Origin of the sequence: Erythrobacter sp. MTPC3, from assembly GCF_042854385.1 — a bacterium.
Lineage (GTDB): Bacteria > Pseudomonadota > Alphaproteobacteria > Sphingomonadales > Sphingomonadaceae > Erythrobacter.
Genome location: NZ_BTGP01000001.1, coordinates 417,078 through 431,251, shown reverse-complemented (window position 1 = coordinate 431,251; position 14,174 = coordinate 417,078). Strand labels below are relative to the sequence as shown.

At 60.6% G+C, this 14,174-nt stretch carries 9 protein-coding genes and 1 tRNA gene; 5 read left to right on the top strand and 5 right to left on the bottom strand.

The window, feature by feature from the left end; genetic code table 11:
• The first annotated feature begins 67 nt into the window (after positions 1 to 67).
• The 3 genes from secA to ACGHU1_RS02080 all read left to right on the top strand — a co-directional run bounded on the left by secA (position 68) and on the right by ACGHU1_RS02080 (position 3,878).
• Positions 68 to 2,830, top strand: coding sequence for a preprotein translocase subunit SecA (gene secA / locus ACGHU1_RS02090; protein ID WP_390582914.1), 2,763 nt, complete (start codon positions 68 to 70; stop codon positions 2,828 to 2,830).
• A gap of 31 nt (positions 2,831 to 2,861) precedes the next feature.
• The gene (locus ACGHU1_RS02085; protein WP_390582913.1) at positions 2,862 to 3,617 is read left to right on the top strand and encodes a sulfite exporter TauE/SafE family protein; all 756 of its coding nucleotides are present in this window, start codon (positions 2,862 to 2,864) and stop codon (positions 3,615 to 3,617) included.
• Between the two features lie 93 nt (positions 3,618 to 3,710).
• Positions 3,711 to 3,878 (top strand): lasso RiPP family leader peptide-containing protein, encoded by a 168-nt coding sequence (locus tag ACGHU1_RS02080; protein ID WP_390582912.1) that lies wholly within the window; start codon positions 3,711 to 3,713, stop codon positions 3,876 to 3,878.
• A gap of 93 nt (positions 3,879 to 3,971) precedes the next feature.
• On the opposite strand, the gene ACGHU1_RS02075 is transcribed toward ACGHU1_RS02080, so the two are convergent.
• Both ACGHU1_RS02075 and ACGHU1_RS02070 read right to left on the bottom strand, forming a co-directional pair.
• Positions 3,972 to 4,046: transfer RNA gene (locus ACGHU1_RS02075), tRNA-Asn, on the bottom strand.
• Between the two features lie 92 nt (positions 4,047 to 4,138).
• Positions 4,139 to 4,939, bottom strand: a complete 801-nt coding sequence (locus ACGHU1_RS02070) for an NAD kinase (RefSeq protein WP_390582910.1) — start codon at positions 4,937 to 4,939, stop codon at positions 4,139 to 4,141.
• A gap of 176 nt (positions 4,940 to 5,115) precedes the next feature.
• Here ACGHU1_RS02070 and ACGHU1_RS02065 point away from each other — a divergent pair, with 176 nt between their 5' ends.
• Positions 5,116 to 5,973 (top strand): EAL domain-containing protein, encoded by an 858-nt coding sequence (locus tag ACGHU1_RS02065; RefSeq protein WP_390582908.1) that lies wholly within the window; start codon positions 5,116 to 5,118, stop codon positions 5,971 to 5,973.
• Between the two features lie 144 nt (positions 5,974 to 6,117).
• Here the strand turns inward: ACGHU1_RS02065 and ACGHU1_RS02060 are convergent, their stop codons facing one another.
• The 3 genes from ACGHU1_RS02060 to ACGHU1_RS02050 form a co-directional block, all read right to left on the bottom strand.
• On the bottom strand, positions 6,118 to 7,863 hold the full coding sequence (locus ACGHU1_RS02060; RefSeq protein ID WP_390582906.1) for a serine hydrolase domain-containing protein: 1,746 nt from the start codon (positions 7,861 to 7,863) through the stop codon (positions 6,118 to 6,120).
• 341 nt (positions 7,864 to 8,204) lie between these two features.
• Complete coding sequence (mfd, locus tag ACGHU1_RS02055; protein ID WP_390582904.1) at positions 8,205 to 11,699, bottom strand: transcription-repair coupling factor; 3,495 nt, start codon at positions 11,697 to 11,699, stop codon at positions 8,205 to 8,207.
• A 76-nt stretch (positions 11,700 to 11,775) separates the two neighbouring features.
• Complete coding sequence (locus ACGHU1_RS02050; RefSeq protein WP_390582902.1) at positions 11,776 to 12,054, bottom strand: succinate dehydrogenase assembly factor 2; 279 nt, start codon at positions 12,052 to 12,054, stop codon at positions 11,776 to 11,778.
• A 55-nt stretch (positions 12,055 to 12,109) separates the two neighbouring features.
• On the opposite strand from ACGHU1_RS02050, the gene recG reads away from it, so the two are divergent.
• A complete protein-coding gene (recG, locus tag ACGHU1_RS02045) occupies positions 12,110 to 14,173 on the top strand; it encodes an ATP-dependent DNA helicase RecG (protein WP_390582900.1) in 2,064 nt (687 codons plus the stop codon).
• The last annotated feature ends 1 nt before the right edge of the window (position 14,174 follow it).

Below are 14,174 nucleotides of genomic sequence, written 5' to 3'. Positions count from 1 at the left end.
CCATACATTTTACCAGATTTTCCGGCCCCGCATGCGGGCCGCCCCCAATCCAAGGCATACAAAACCCATGTTCGACGCACTTATGAAATCGGTCTTCGGCTCCTCGAATGACCGTTACGTCAAATCACTCGGCAAGACTGTCAATCAGATCAACGAGCTTGAACCCCAGATGCAGGCGCTGTCCGATGATGATCTGCGTGCGCAGACGGACAAGTTCCGCGGCCTGCTAGATAATGGCAGCACGCTCGATGATATCCTGCCAGAAGCGTTTGCGACCGTGCGCGAGGCGTCCACGCGCGTGTTCGGGATGCGCCATTTCGACGTGCAGCTGATCGGCGGCATCGTGCTGCACCGGGGCGAAATCGCGGAAATGCGCACGGGTGAGGGTAAGACCCTGATGGCGACGCTGGCGGTCTATCTCAACGCCATTGAGGGTAAGGGCGTGCACGTCGTGACCGTCAATGATTACCTCGCCACGCGCGATGCCGAATGGATGGGGCAGCTTTACACATGGCTGGGCCTGACGACCGGCACGATCATTCCGAACATGGACGAATATTCAAAGCGTGATGCCTACAACGCGGACATCACATACGGCACGAACAACGAGTTCGGCTTTGATTACCTGCGCGACAATATGAAACACGAGCGCAGCCAGATGGCGCAGCGTCCGTTCAACTTTGCGATTGTCGATGAGGTGGATTCGATCCTGATCGACGAAGCGCGCACCCCGCTGATCATCTCCGGCCCGACCGAGGACAAGTCCGACCTTTACGTAAAGCTGGACGAGGTCGCCAAGGAGATCCCGGAGGAGTGGTACGAAAAGGACGAGAAATCCAAGAACATCCAGCTGAACGAAGATGGCCTGGACGAAGTTGAAAAGCTGCTGATCGAGAAAGGCCTGCTGGAAACAGAGAACCTTTACGACGTCGAAAACACGCAGGTCGTCCACCACCTCGATCAGGCGCTGAAAGCGGTGCACATGTTCCGCCGCGACGATCACTACATCGTCAAGGATGACAAGGTGGTCATCATTGATGAGTTCACTGGCCGCATGATGGACGGTCGCCGCTGGTCCAACGGCCTGCATCAGGCTGTGGAGGCGAAAGAAGGCGTAAAGATCGAGCCGGAAAACCAGACCATGGCCTCGATCACGTTCCAGAACTATTTTCGTATGTATCCCAAACTGTCCGGCATGACCGGCACAGCCGCGACCGAAGCGGCGGAATTCTGGGATATTTACAAGGTCGGTGTGGTCGAAATCCCGACCAATCTGGCCGTCGCGCGGATCGACGAGGAAGACGAATTTTACAAGAACACGCTCGATAAATTCCAGGCCATCGCAAAGGCGATCAAGGAAAAGAACGAGATCGGCCAGCCGGTTCTGGTCGGCACGGTCTCGATCGAGAAATCCGAATTGCTCAGCCAGTTCCTCGACAAGGAAGGCGTGAAGCACGAGATCCTCAACGCACGCCAACACGAACGCGAGGCGTATATCGTGGCGCAGGCTGGCCGCATGGGCGCAGTGACCATTGCCACCAACATGGCGGGCCGCGGCACCGACATCCAGCTGGGCGGGAATGTCGAATTCCGCATCGAGGAAGAACTTGGCGAGATGGAAGACGGCCCGGCAAAGGAAGCGGCAGTCGCAAAAATCCGCGAGGAAGTGGCTGTAGAGCGGCAGCAGGTGCTGGATGCAGGGGGGTTGTTTGTCCTCGGCACGGAGCGGCACGAATCCCGCCGGATCGACAACCAGCTGCGCGGCCGTTCGGGCCGTCAGGGCGACCCTGGCCTATCGCGTTTTTACCTATGCCTCGAAGACGATCTGCTGCGTATTTTCGGCCCCGATACGCTGTTTTCCAAGATGATGAATTCCAACCTCGAAGACGGCGAGGCCATCGGTTCCAAATGGCTGTCCAAAGCTATCGAAACCGCCCAGAAAAAGGTCGAGGCCCGCAATTACGACACGCGTAAACAGGTGGTCCAGTACGACGACGTGATGAACGACCAGCGCAAGGTCATCTATGAACAGCGCGAGGAGATCATGGACAGTGAGACGGTCGACGATGTCGTCGTCGATATGCGCCATGACACGATCAATTCGATCGTCGGCACGGCGTGCCCTCCCGGCTCATATCCGGAACAATGGGATGTCGAGGAGCTGAAGACCAAGATTGAGGAAGTGTTCAACCTCAACCCGCCATTCGAAGATTGGCTGCAGGAAGATCAGGTCGAACCGGAAATGATCGAGGAGCGTCTGCGCGAACAGACCGACAAAATGATGGAAGAAAAGATCGGCAAAAACGATCCGACCATCTGGCGCATGGTCGAAAAGGACGTGCTGCTGCGACAGCTCGATTTTCACTGGAAAGAACACCTCGCCACGCTCGACGCGCTGCGTCAGGTGATCTGGATGCGCGGCATTGCGCAGAAACAGCCGATCAATGAATACAAGCAGGAAGCGTTTGGTCTGTTTGAAACCATGCTCGAAACCTTGCGCGAGGAAGTGACGAAGCTGCTGTTCAAATCCGAACTGCGCATCGCCCAGCCAGAGCCTGAGGCGCTCCCCGATCTTCCCGATTTCCTGACCGGACACATCGATCCGCTGACAGGGCTCGACAATTCCGATGATGGCGATGGTTCGTCGCGGCGTCCGGAACTGTTCGGCTCGCTCGCCGGATCGACGCGCGCGGCATCGGGGCCGGGTGGGGCAAACACGGATGATCCGTATGCCAACCTTGATGTGAGCCGCAATGCGCCGTGTCCGTGCGGTAGCGGCAACAAATACAAACATTGCCACGGTGCAGCGAGCGCGAAACAGTCCGCTTAATCGCGCTGGACGGCGATAGAGGCGAGCAGCGATGATCGGAGCGGTTCCGGCGCTGCTCGCGCTTGCATTCCTGCTGACCGCGCTGCTTTACGCGAGCGTGGGGTTTGGCGGCGGGTCGACCTATGCCGCGCTGCTTGCGCTATCGGGCCTCGATTTCCGGCTGCTGCCGATGGTCGCGCTTGCGTGCAATATCGTGGTGGTTGCGGGCGGCACGATCCGTTTTGCCCGCGCAGGGTTGATCCCGTGGCGCGGCGCATTGGCGATGACCGCACTGGCAGCGCCAGCCGCGCTAATTGGCGGCCTGACCCCCATCGGGCAAAGCAGTTTCATGATGCTGCTGGGTATTAGCCTGGTGCTGACTGCGGCGACGATGCTGCTTCCCGTGAGAGAGGGGCGGGCGGGGCAGCCCATGCGGCTTGCCCGATATGTGCCGGTGCTGGCCGCGCCGCTGGGCTATCTGGCGGGACTGGTCGGTATAGGCGGCGGCATATTCCTTGCCCCGCTGCTCCATTTGACCCGCTGGCGCGATGCCAAGGCCATTGCCGCGACGGCAAGCCTGTTCATCCTCGTCAATTCCGCGTTCGGACTAATCGGGCAATTGCTAAAGCAAGGTCCGGGCGCGTTCGCAGGCGCAATCGGCGCCGCACTGCCGCTGCTGATCGCAGTTGCGATTGGAGGGCAGATCGGCAGCCTGATGGCGGTGCGCGTCCTGCCCAAACGCTGGATCAGATGGCTGACTGCGGCGCTGGTTTTGGTGGTAGGCGCCAGGTTGCTCTGGCCATTTTGATGACCCTTGATCCGATGACGCGACGTCAACTATATTTTTCCCCGCCGATTCGCTCGGCGTAATGCGAAGATATAAAAAGAAAAGATCGAGGAAATGGTTGATTATCAAAAGGCTGCGGCGTCTGATCGCCCGGCCATCAAAGCCTATTCGGCTCCGAAACTCATTGAATATGGTTCTGTTCGCAACCTCACCGGGGGCAGTGGCGGAAGGATGGGCGACGGCGGTGGAAGCATGACGCGCGGCATGAGAGGGATGTTCTAATCGCGCAATATCGCGCGTCATTAGAGAAAATTCAGGCTCACACCAATCGGTGATGCGCCGAATGCCCGGTGCCATTTTCATGATGAGGTAAAATGGCTCCCCGAGTTGGATTCGAACCAACGACCAAGTGATTAACAGTCACCTACTCTACCGCTGAGCTATCGGGGAGCAGCAACCGGATGTTTCCCGGATGCGAGCAGCGCCTATATGGGGGCGCTCAATTCATTGCAAGAGGGTTTTGCCGCGTTTCGGGCAATTTCTCAATCGACGACGAATTGTTCAGCCACAATGCGCTCTTCTAATGACTGGCCGGGATCGAACAGCAATTCCAGCGCTGTGTCCTGCGCCTTTTCGACCGTCACCTCGGCAATATCGCGCAGTTCCTTCTGGTCGGCGACGGCGGCGACGGGGCGTTTGTCCGGGTCCAATACGCGCAGCTTGATCGGCATCCGGTCCGGCAGGATCGCGCCGCGCCAGCGCCTTGGCCGGAACGGGCTGATCGGCGTTAGCGCCAGCATTTCGCTGTCGAGCGGCAGGATCGGGCCATTGGCGGAGAGGTTATAGGCGGTGGAGCCAGCCGGCGTTGCCACCAGCACGCCGTCACCGGTCAGCTCCTTGATCCGCACGCGGCTGCCCACGGTCACTTCTATCTTAGCGGTTTGGCGGGTTTCGCGCAGCAGCGAAACCTCGTTGATCGCGCACAATGTCTGTTTTTCGCCGTTTTGCAGGACCGCTGTCATGCGCAAAGGCGTGATGCTTTTGCGATTGGCCTTGGCCAGACGATTGGCGATGACGGCGCGGCGATCATACCGGTTCATCAAAAACCCGACCGTCCCAAGGTTCATTCCGTAAGCGGGGATGATCCGGCCCGCATCCAGCATTGCGTGCAGCGTTTGCAGCATGAACCCGTCACCGCCCAGAACCACGGCCACATCGGCCTCTTCCAGCGGTGCCCAATCCTGCTGGCCCAGCAGCGCCTCATACGCTTCCTGCGCGCGGGATGTGTCGGAGGCGACCAGCGCCATGCGCGCAAAGGGATTGCGGGGGACATTCGTCGCCATAATATTCGAACCGGTCCGGTCCCCTCCCGCATCGTGGGTATCTGCCCTGACTTGATCCGATGCCTGTGTCGGCTCAGACGGCCAAGTGGCAATCCGTCTGGCGCCTAGATGTTCCAAATCTGGGCGGATTGCAAATGGGATAAGCTTTTTCAGGATTGCGCGCCTAAGGTGCGGGAATGTCAGCAAGACACGTGGACACAGCAAACCCCTCCATCGGTCAATCGCTTAGAGAGCCGCAGCGCGCCATCTTTCCGGGCGTGAAGATTGGCGTGCTCGAAGATGATCTGATGCGCGCGCTGGACCGGGCCGAGATAGAAGTGCTTTTTCAGCCGCAATTTGCAGGCGGGACGGGCGCGGTTGCCGGGGCGGAGGCGCTGGCCCGATGGCAGCATCCAACCTTGGGAGAGATCGGCGCGCGCGATCTGTTTGCCATTGCGGAACGCGCTTCGATGGTGTCGCCTTTATCGCGCCACGTGGTCGCGCGCGCATTGGAAGAGGCCGCGCGCTGGCCAGAGGAATTGAGCCTGTCGCTCAACATCACGCCGGAAGAGCTGGGCGATCCGCGCTTTGCAGCCGATTTTGCGGCGTTGATCGGGACGGGCGCGATTGCGCCGGGCCGTTTGATGCTGGAAATTACCGAGGATCTGCTGCTGCGCAATCTGGCTCAGGCAAGCGAGGCGCTGGGCGCATTGCGCGCGCTGGGATTCCGCACGGCGCTTGACGATTTCGGCGCGGGGTTTTGCAATTTCCATTACCTGCGCGAATTGCCACTGGACGCGATCAAGCTCGATAAGATTATGGTTGAGGGCGTGCCTGCCGATGGCAAGTCGCTGGCCGTGCTGCGCGCCATCATCGCGCTCGCGAATGCGCTGGACCTCGACGTCTACGCAGAGGGGATCGAGAGTGAAATCCAGCGCGCCGCGATCATCTCCGAAGGGTGCCAATACTGGCAAGGCTTCCTGCGCGCGCAGCCAATGAAAAGCGAAGAAGTGCTGGCGCTGGCAAGAACAGCACGAGGCCGCGGTCACGGCTGATCAGGCGCGCTTCGGCGTCGATAATTGACTGGGCGGGGAGCGCGCTGTGATTGGTCGCGTCGCACGGACGAACTATGTCCGAAATTGGGGGTGGAAGCGGACGTCCGTTGTGGGATCCTAACAGCGCCCAGAAAGCACGACGACCTAATTGATCCGATCAAACCGTACGCGTCGTACGCGCAGGCCCAGGCTCACGTCGAGTGCGCTTGGCGTGCCATCGCCAACAGTTTCGAACTGCTTGCTGCCGGCAAAATCGGTTCTGTCGTTGATCGTAGTGACCAATTGGCTCTCGGATGCGCAGGTGAGGCCGCGCGTTTCGTCTTCGCCATAGGTCATCAGCAGCATCTGGTCTGCATAGGTGACTTCGATCACCACCGGCCACGCCGGGTTCTTATAGCGACCGACAAGCTGCGCCGAGCGTGCTGCTGAACACCCGCCGCGCGCTAAGGCGGTGCTTTCGCCGTTGAATTGCAATATGGGCTGCGCGCCGGAAAGATCGATGGTCGCCTCACCCGCTTTGGCGATCGTCGGGGCAACGGCACCAAGAGGCACCCAGACGCTGCTGTCGACGCGCCCCTCAACGCCTTCCTCACCGGCCCGCAGCAGAATGGTCGCGTCCGTTGGAAGGTTCTGACCCTGCGGATGGGCAATGCCCTCTGGAAGCGCCGCTCTCGCGATGGTGAAGGCGCCCATCGCCGGTGCGACCGTGTCCATGTCAAAGGCAATCTTGGTTTTCTCTTCTTTCTCTTGCGCCTCGTCCGCTTCTTTCGCGGGATCAGCTTCGGCCAGCCCCTTGGACACGAGGGCGGCGCGCATCACCGCGTCAATCTTTGCGTGGGGGGCGCCTTCGGATGTGTTGGACAGGATCGCGACGAACAGCCCGCTTTCCGGTTCGAACTTCATGTTGGCGCGAAACTGTGCGTTGGCCCCGCCATGCCCAAGGACGGGAACGTCCGCGATTTTCGAATGGATCAACCCGGCCGCGTATGGCAGTTTTCCATTGAGCAGAGCCGGGCTGCCATCGTTCAGCGTGCCGGGAGTGGTCATGGCGGACCACATTTCGGGATCGCTCTGCTTCAGGCTGACAAGATGCGCGCCCCATTTCGCCAGATCGCGCGGCGTGGTGTTGACGTTGGTCCCACCGGCAACGTTGTTGAGATAGTGGCTGTGCTCCCAGCCATCCTCGGTCTTGCGAAAGCTTGTAGCGCGGCCCTGCACGACGCGGTTGTAATCATTAAGCACGAGGGTTGAGCGCATATCCAGCGGCGTGAACACGTTGGCCTGTAACCAATCCGGCATGCTCTGGCCCGCCGCCGCCTCAACGATTTCAGCCAGATAGCCATAGGCGAGGTTGGTGTAAGAGGTTTCTGTCCCCGGCGCGTAGTTAAGGTCGCGCAGCGATTCAGGCCAGCGCTTGGCGCGGGCCATGGTCATGGGAAGATCCCTTGGCTGGCCCGCGAGAGAGGCGACCACATAGCTCGAGCGCAAGCCGCTGGTGTGGTGGATCAATTGGCGCACGGTGATCGGCGCACCGTAATCGGGAACATCGGGCAGATAGGTTTGGAACGTCGCGTCGAGGTCGATCTTGCCGTCGAGCGCCAACCGATTGATCGCGTAGGCGGTGAATTGCTTGGACACGGACGCGGCGTGAAAGACGGTGTCGGGTCCAATCGGAACTCCATGGACCAGATCGGCCTCGCCATAATACAACTCGTGCAGCGGCTCCCCGCCCTCAGCCACAATCACGCCCGCACCCGGCGCGTCTTCCAGCACCAGATCGGCAAAGATCGCATCTACGCTGTCGCCAAGCGTCGCCTCTTCGGTGTTGGCGTAAACTGACGCCTGGCTACAGAGCAGCCCGGCGGCGAAGAACGTGTGTGTGATTTTCATTAATACCCCCCAATGGCTGGTGAGATGACTAGAGGATGCCCGCAAAGTCAACTTTGCTCGGCCTTCTCAACTCGGCCTTCTCAACTCGGCATGCGCCGCAGCCGTCATCGTATTCTTCTCCAATCACCAATTCCCTTGATGATTGGGTACCATCCGCCTGCGTGCCCGCCATTGGGGTAGAACTGGGATTGAACAATCGCGCCTTCGGCGCTCAATCAAAACCCGGGAGGTAACAATTGTTTTGTGGCTCAGGTGATCAAATCAAATTGGATGGAGCTCAGGCACGAAGGTCCGCAAACCGGCAGTCGGCTCTAACGAACCAAGCACGAAAAACTGACAGCCTACGCCGCCTGTTTGCGCGCTTTTTTCACGATGCCGCTTAGCCCCTTGGTCAGTTGGAACAGGCCGTTCAGGCGGCTTTGCGGGTCGCCCCATGCTCGGCTTATTACCAGCTTCATATCGGGGCGCAGTTTGGCGGTGTCTTCGCGGTTTTGGTTGAGGCGGTCGACATAGCCAATCAGGCCCGGACCATCGGGGAAATCGTCATTGTGGAATGTCACCAGCGTCCCGCGAGCGCCGACGTCGATTTTGGCGATATTGGCCTCGATCGCCTGATGCTTGATCTCGATCAAGCGGATAAGGTTCTTGGTCGGCTGCGGCAGGTCGCCGAAACGGTCGATCATTTCTGCGGCCAGCCCTTCGATCTCGGCCTTGTCCTGCGCCTGGTTCAGGCGGCGATACAGCGCCATGCGCACGGCGAGGTCCGGCACGTATTCTTCCGGGATCATGATCGGCGCATCGACGGTGATCTGCGGCGAAACCTTGTCCTTGGCCGCCTCCAGACCCATTTCGCCCGCCTTCGCAGCGAGGATCGCGTCTTCCAGCATGGACTGGTAAAGCTCGAAGCCAACCTCGCGGATATGGCCCGATTGCTCATCGCCCAGCAGATTGCCCGCGCCGCGAATGTCGAGATCGTGGCTGGCCAGCTGGAAACCCGCGCCAAGGCTGTCGAGATCGCTCAGCACCTTCAGGCGCTTTTGCGCAACCTCTGAAAGCTGCACGTCTTTTTCGTAAGTGAGATAGGCGTAGGCGCGCAGTTTCGCGCGTCCCACGCGCCCGCGCAGCTGGTACAATTGCGCGAGGCCAAACCGGTCGGCGCGGTGGATGATGATGGTGTTTGCGCTGGGCAGGTCGAGGCCGCTTTCCACGATGGTGGTGGATAGCAGGACTTCGTATTTGCCTTCGTAAAACGCACTCATGCGCTCTTCGATCTCGCCTGCGCCCATCTGGCCGTGGGCGGAGATCGGTTTCACCTCGGGCACATTTTCGTGCAGCCATTCCTCGACCGTCGCCATGTCGGAAATGCGCGGGACGACGATAAAGCTTTGCCCGCCGCGGTGGTGTTCGCGCAGCAACGCCTCACGCATCACCATATCGTCCCACTCCATGACGTAAGTGCGCACTGCAAGGCGGTCTACCGGAGGGGTCTGGATCGTGGAGAGTTCGCGCAGGCCTGTCATCGCCATTTGCAGCGTGCGCGGGATTGGCGTCGCGGTCAGCGTGAGCATGTGCACGTCGCTGCGCAGCTGCTTCAGCTTTTCCTTGTGCGTCACGCCGAAACGCTGCTCTTCATCGACGATGACAAGGCCCAGATTGCCGAAACTGGTCGATTTCGACAGGATTGCATGAGTGCCCACGACGATGTCGATATCGCCGCTCGCCAGACCTTCGCGTGTCTCGGTCGTTTCCTTGGAAGAGACAAGGCGGGATAGCCGCCCGATTTTCAGCGGGAAGCCGGCAAAGCGGTCGACAAAATTCTGGTAATGCTGACGGGCGAGCAGGGTGGTGGGCGCGACCACGGCGACCTGCTGACCGCTCATCGCGGCGACGAACGCGGCGCGCAGGGCAACCTCTGTCTTGCCAAAGCCAACATCGCCGCAGACGAGCCGGTCCATCGGCTTGCCGCTTTCCAGATCGCGCAAGACATCGGCGATTGCCGCGTCCTGATCGTCGGTTTCCTCCCATGGGAAGCGGTCGACGAACTGGTTGAAACTGGCCTCTTCCGCTTCGAAAACCGGCGCTTTTTTCAGCGCGCGTTCGGCGGCGACTTTCATCAGCTCGCCTGCGATGGCGGTAATGCGCTCTTTCAGTCTGGCGCGGCGTTTTTGCCATGCCTCGCCGCCCAGCCGGTCCAGCGTGACGCTTTCCTCGCTGGAGCCATAGCGGCTGAGGACGTCGATATTCTCGACCGGGATAAACAGCTTGTCCCCGCCATGATATTCCAGCGCGACGCAATCGTGCTGGCTTTTGCCAACCGCGATTGGGTCAAGGCCGAGATATTTGCCGATCCCGTGTTCGACATGGACGACCAGGTCGCCCTTTGCCAATGCCTGAAGTTCGGCGAGGAAAGCGTCGGAATCCTTGCGCTTTTTCTTGCGCCGGACCAGCCGGTCGCCCAGCACATCCTGCTCGGTCAGGATTTCCAGATCGTCGCTGGAAAAGCCCGTTTCCAGCGGCAGCACCATCGCGGCGGTTTTGCCCTTCGCCGCAAGGCCCAGCGCCTCTTGCCAGCTATCGGCGGTTACGCTTTCGCATCCGGCTTCTGACAGGATAGAGGCGATGCGCGACCGGCTGCCAGCGGAATAGGCGGCGAACAGCGGTTTGCGGCCCGATTTGGCGATGGCTTTGAAATGCTTTGCCGCCGCTTCGTAGACGTTGTCACTGCGCCCGCGTTCCGGCGTGAAATCACGCGCAGCCTTGAAACCGAAATCGACCGTGCCGGTGTTTTCCGGTGCGGCAAATCCGCTTGCGCGGTGGGCCGGTGCAGCCTCCAGAGCTGCGCTGAATTCGTCCTTGCCAAGATACAGCGCCTGCGCGTCAAGCGGCCGGTAACTGCCGGTCTTGTCTGCCGCGATCCGCTCACGCTGGTCGTGATAGTCGGAGATATCGCCCAACCGTTCATCCGCAGCGCCTAGCGCGCCTTGATCGATGACCACCAGATCATCGGCAGCCAGATGGTCGAACAGGGTCGCCAGCTTATCCTCGAACAGGGGCAGCCAATGCTCCATCCCGGCAAGTCGTCGCCCGTCGCTTACCGCCTCGTAAAGCGGATCTTGCGTCGCGGCGGCGCCGAACATTTCGCGGTAACGCGACCGGAACCGTTTGATGCTGTCCTCATCCAGCAGCGCCTCTGACGCGGGGAGCAGGAGGTGCGACTGGATCACGCCTGTCGAACGCTGCGTGGCCGGATCGAACAGCCGCAGACTTTCCAGCTCATCGCCAAAGAAATCGAGCCGCAATCCTTCGTCCAGCGAAGACGGGAAAATATCGACAATCGACCCCCGCACGGCAAATTCGCCGTGGTCGATCACGGTGTCGGTGCGGGTATATCCCTGCCGCTGAAGCAGTTTGGCGAGGCTTTCGTGACCGATTGTAATGCCGGGTTTGAACTCGCGCACGCTCTCGCGGATGCGGAACGGGGTGAGCGCGCGTTGCAACACCGCATTGACGGTTGTGACCAGCAGTTGCGAACCGCCCGCCGGGCGCTGCAATTTGAACAATGCGGACAGCCGCTGCGCGCTGACCGAAAGAGCGGGGCTGGCGCGGTCATAGGGCAGGCAGTCCCACGCCGGAAACTCGATGATCTCAACCTCAGGCGCAAAGAACCGCGCGGCCTCTGCCGCTGCGCGCATGGCCGCATCGTCCGGCGCGATAAACACCGCGCGCTGTTTTGCCGCACGCGCCAGATCGCTCATGACAAGCGGGATCGCGCCGCGCGGCAGTGACGATAGCGTAAGCGGGGTCTCCGCCGCCAAAATACGGTTCAAATCGGGCATGTCTGTTCAGTCAAACGACGGGAGGGGCGGGTGTTCCCGCAAACCCGTGAAGGTGGAGGCAAAATGCGGGCGCGGCTTAGCGCGGGATATCGACGTAGTCGAGCGCCTGCATCTTTGCGATCTGCTCGCCCTGAAATTTCTCAGGCACTGGCGCGGTTTTCAGTGCCCATGCCATGATGTCCACGTCGTCTTCCGCAAGCACGTCTTCGAACCATTCCAGCGCGGGCACGTCCCATTCTGCCGAATACCTGTCAAAGAACCCGCCGATCATATAATCGGCCTCACGCGTGCCGCGGTGCCATGCGCGGAATTTCGCTCTCGCGAGGCGCGCTTCGAATGTGGGCATATCCGTCATGCAGCGCCAAGTAAGGCACTCGGCATTCCCGTTCAAGGCGGTATAGAGGGCAATTATGCGCCCCGAAGCCCTAAACCCCCTGTTTGCCGAAGCCCGCGACCTAGACGGGGTCGGGCCAAAACTGATGAAGCCGCTGGAAAAGCTGGGCCTGACGCGGGTGAAGGATTTTGCCTATCACCTGCCTGAACGGTTCGTAACGCGGCGGGCGATTACCGATCTGGATGAAGGCGCGGAGGGCGAGCAGGTGATCGTCGCGCTGACCCCGACAGAGCACCGCGCCAGCCGCAATCCGGGGCGCGGGCCGTACCGCGTTTTGGCGCAGGACGAGGCGGGCAATATCTGCGCGCTCACATATTTCGGGCGCGCGTCATACAGCGCGCGAAAACAGCTTCCCGTGGGCGAGAAACGCTGGGTGGCAGGACGTCTGGACCGGTATGGCGACATGCTCCAGATCGTACATCCCGATCATGTGGAGGAAGATGGCAACGCGCATCTGGGGCGGCTGATGGAGCCGGTTTACGCCCTGTCCGAAGGGTTGACGCAGCCGCGCATGGCATCGCTCACCGCGCAGGCCCTTGGCCGATTGCCGGACCTGCCCGAATGGATCGAACCGGGGCAATTCGACGCGCAGAACTGGCCAAAATGGCAGGACGCGCTGCGGCTGGCGCACAAGGATGATCACAAGGAAGCGCGTGACCGGCTGGCCTATGACGAATTGCTCGCCAACAGCCTTGCGCTGCTGCTGGTAAAAGCGGACAGCCGCCGCAGAAAAGGGCAGGCGCTGGCGGGTGATGGGCGGCTGCGGGCTAAACTGGACTTGCCGTTTGAAATGACCGGCGCGCAAAAACGCTCGATTGCCGAAATTGAGGGTGATTTGCAGCAGGAGGCACCGATGCTTCGCCTGTTACAGGGCGATGTCGGCGCGGGTAAAACGGTCGTGGCGCTGGCCGCGATGCTGATCGCGGTGGAGGCTGGCAAACAGGCCGCCATGCTTGCGCCAACAGAAATTCTCGCGCGCCAGCATTACGAGACTTTGCGCAAAATGGCCGCGCCCACCGGGGCCGAAGTCGCGCTGCTGACCGGGCGTGCGAAGGGTAAAGAGCGTGAGGGCATCCTGATGGGATTGCTCGACGGTTCGATAGACATTCTAGTCGGCACGCATTCGATCTTTCAGGATACGGTCAATTACCGCGATCTGGGGCTTGTGGTGATTGACGAGCAGCACCGGTTCGGCGTGGCACAGCGCCTCGCGCTCGCGGGGAAGGGCAGGCGCGCGCCGCACACGCTTGCCATGACGGCGACGCCGATCCCGCGTTCGCTCACTCTTGCGCAATATGGCGAAATGGATGTGAGCCGCCTCGACGAATTGCCACCGGGACGCCAGGCGATCGACACCCGCGTCATTTCGCAGGACCGGCTGGATGATATGGTCGCGGGGGTTGAGCGCCATCTGGCGACAGGTCAGCAGGCCTATTGGGTGTGCCCGATGGTGCGCGATAACGAAACAGATGACATCGCGGCGGCGGAGGCGCGTTACGCCTATTTGAAAGAGCGGTTTGGCGATGACGTCGTGATGGTTCACGGCCAACTGCCCGGCGACGTCAAGGACGCCAACATGGAACGCTTTGCTGGCGGTGGGGCGAAATTGCTGGTCGCCACAACCGTTATCGAAGTTGGCGTCGATGTGCCGTCCGCCACGCTGATGGTGATTGAGCAGGTGGAACGGTTCGGTCTTGCCCAATTGCACCAGCTGCGCGGACGTGTCGGTCGCGGATCAGAGAAATCAGTTTGCGTGTTGCTGCGCGGAGGCGCGCTTTCCGAAACGGGCAAGAAACGGCTCGCCCTGATGCGAGAGACGCAGGACGGGTTCCGCATCGCGGAAGAGGATCTGGAACTGCGCGGCGGGGGTGAATTGCTCGGCACGCGCCAATCAGGCGATGCTGCATTCCGCATCGCCAACCTTGAACAGGTCCAGCAATTGCTGCCCGTCGCCCACGCCGATGCACGGCTTTTGATGGACCGCGATGGCGGCCTCACCAGCGAACGCGGCGAAGCGGCGCGGCAATTGCTGTATCTGTTTGAACGCGATTGGGGCGTGCAATTGTTGCGCGGCGGTTAGG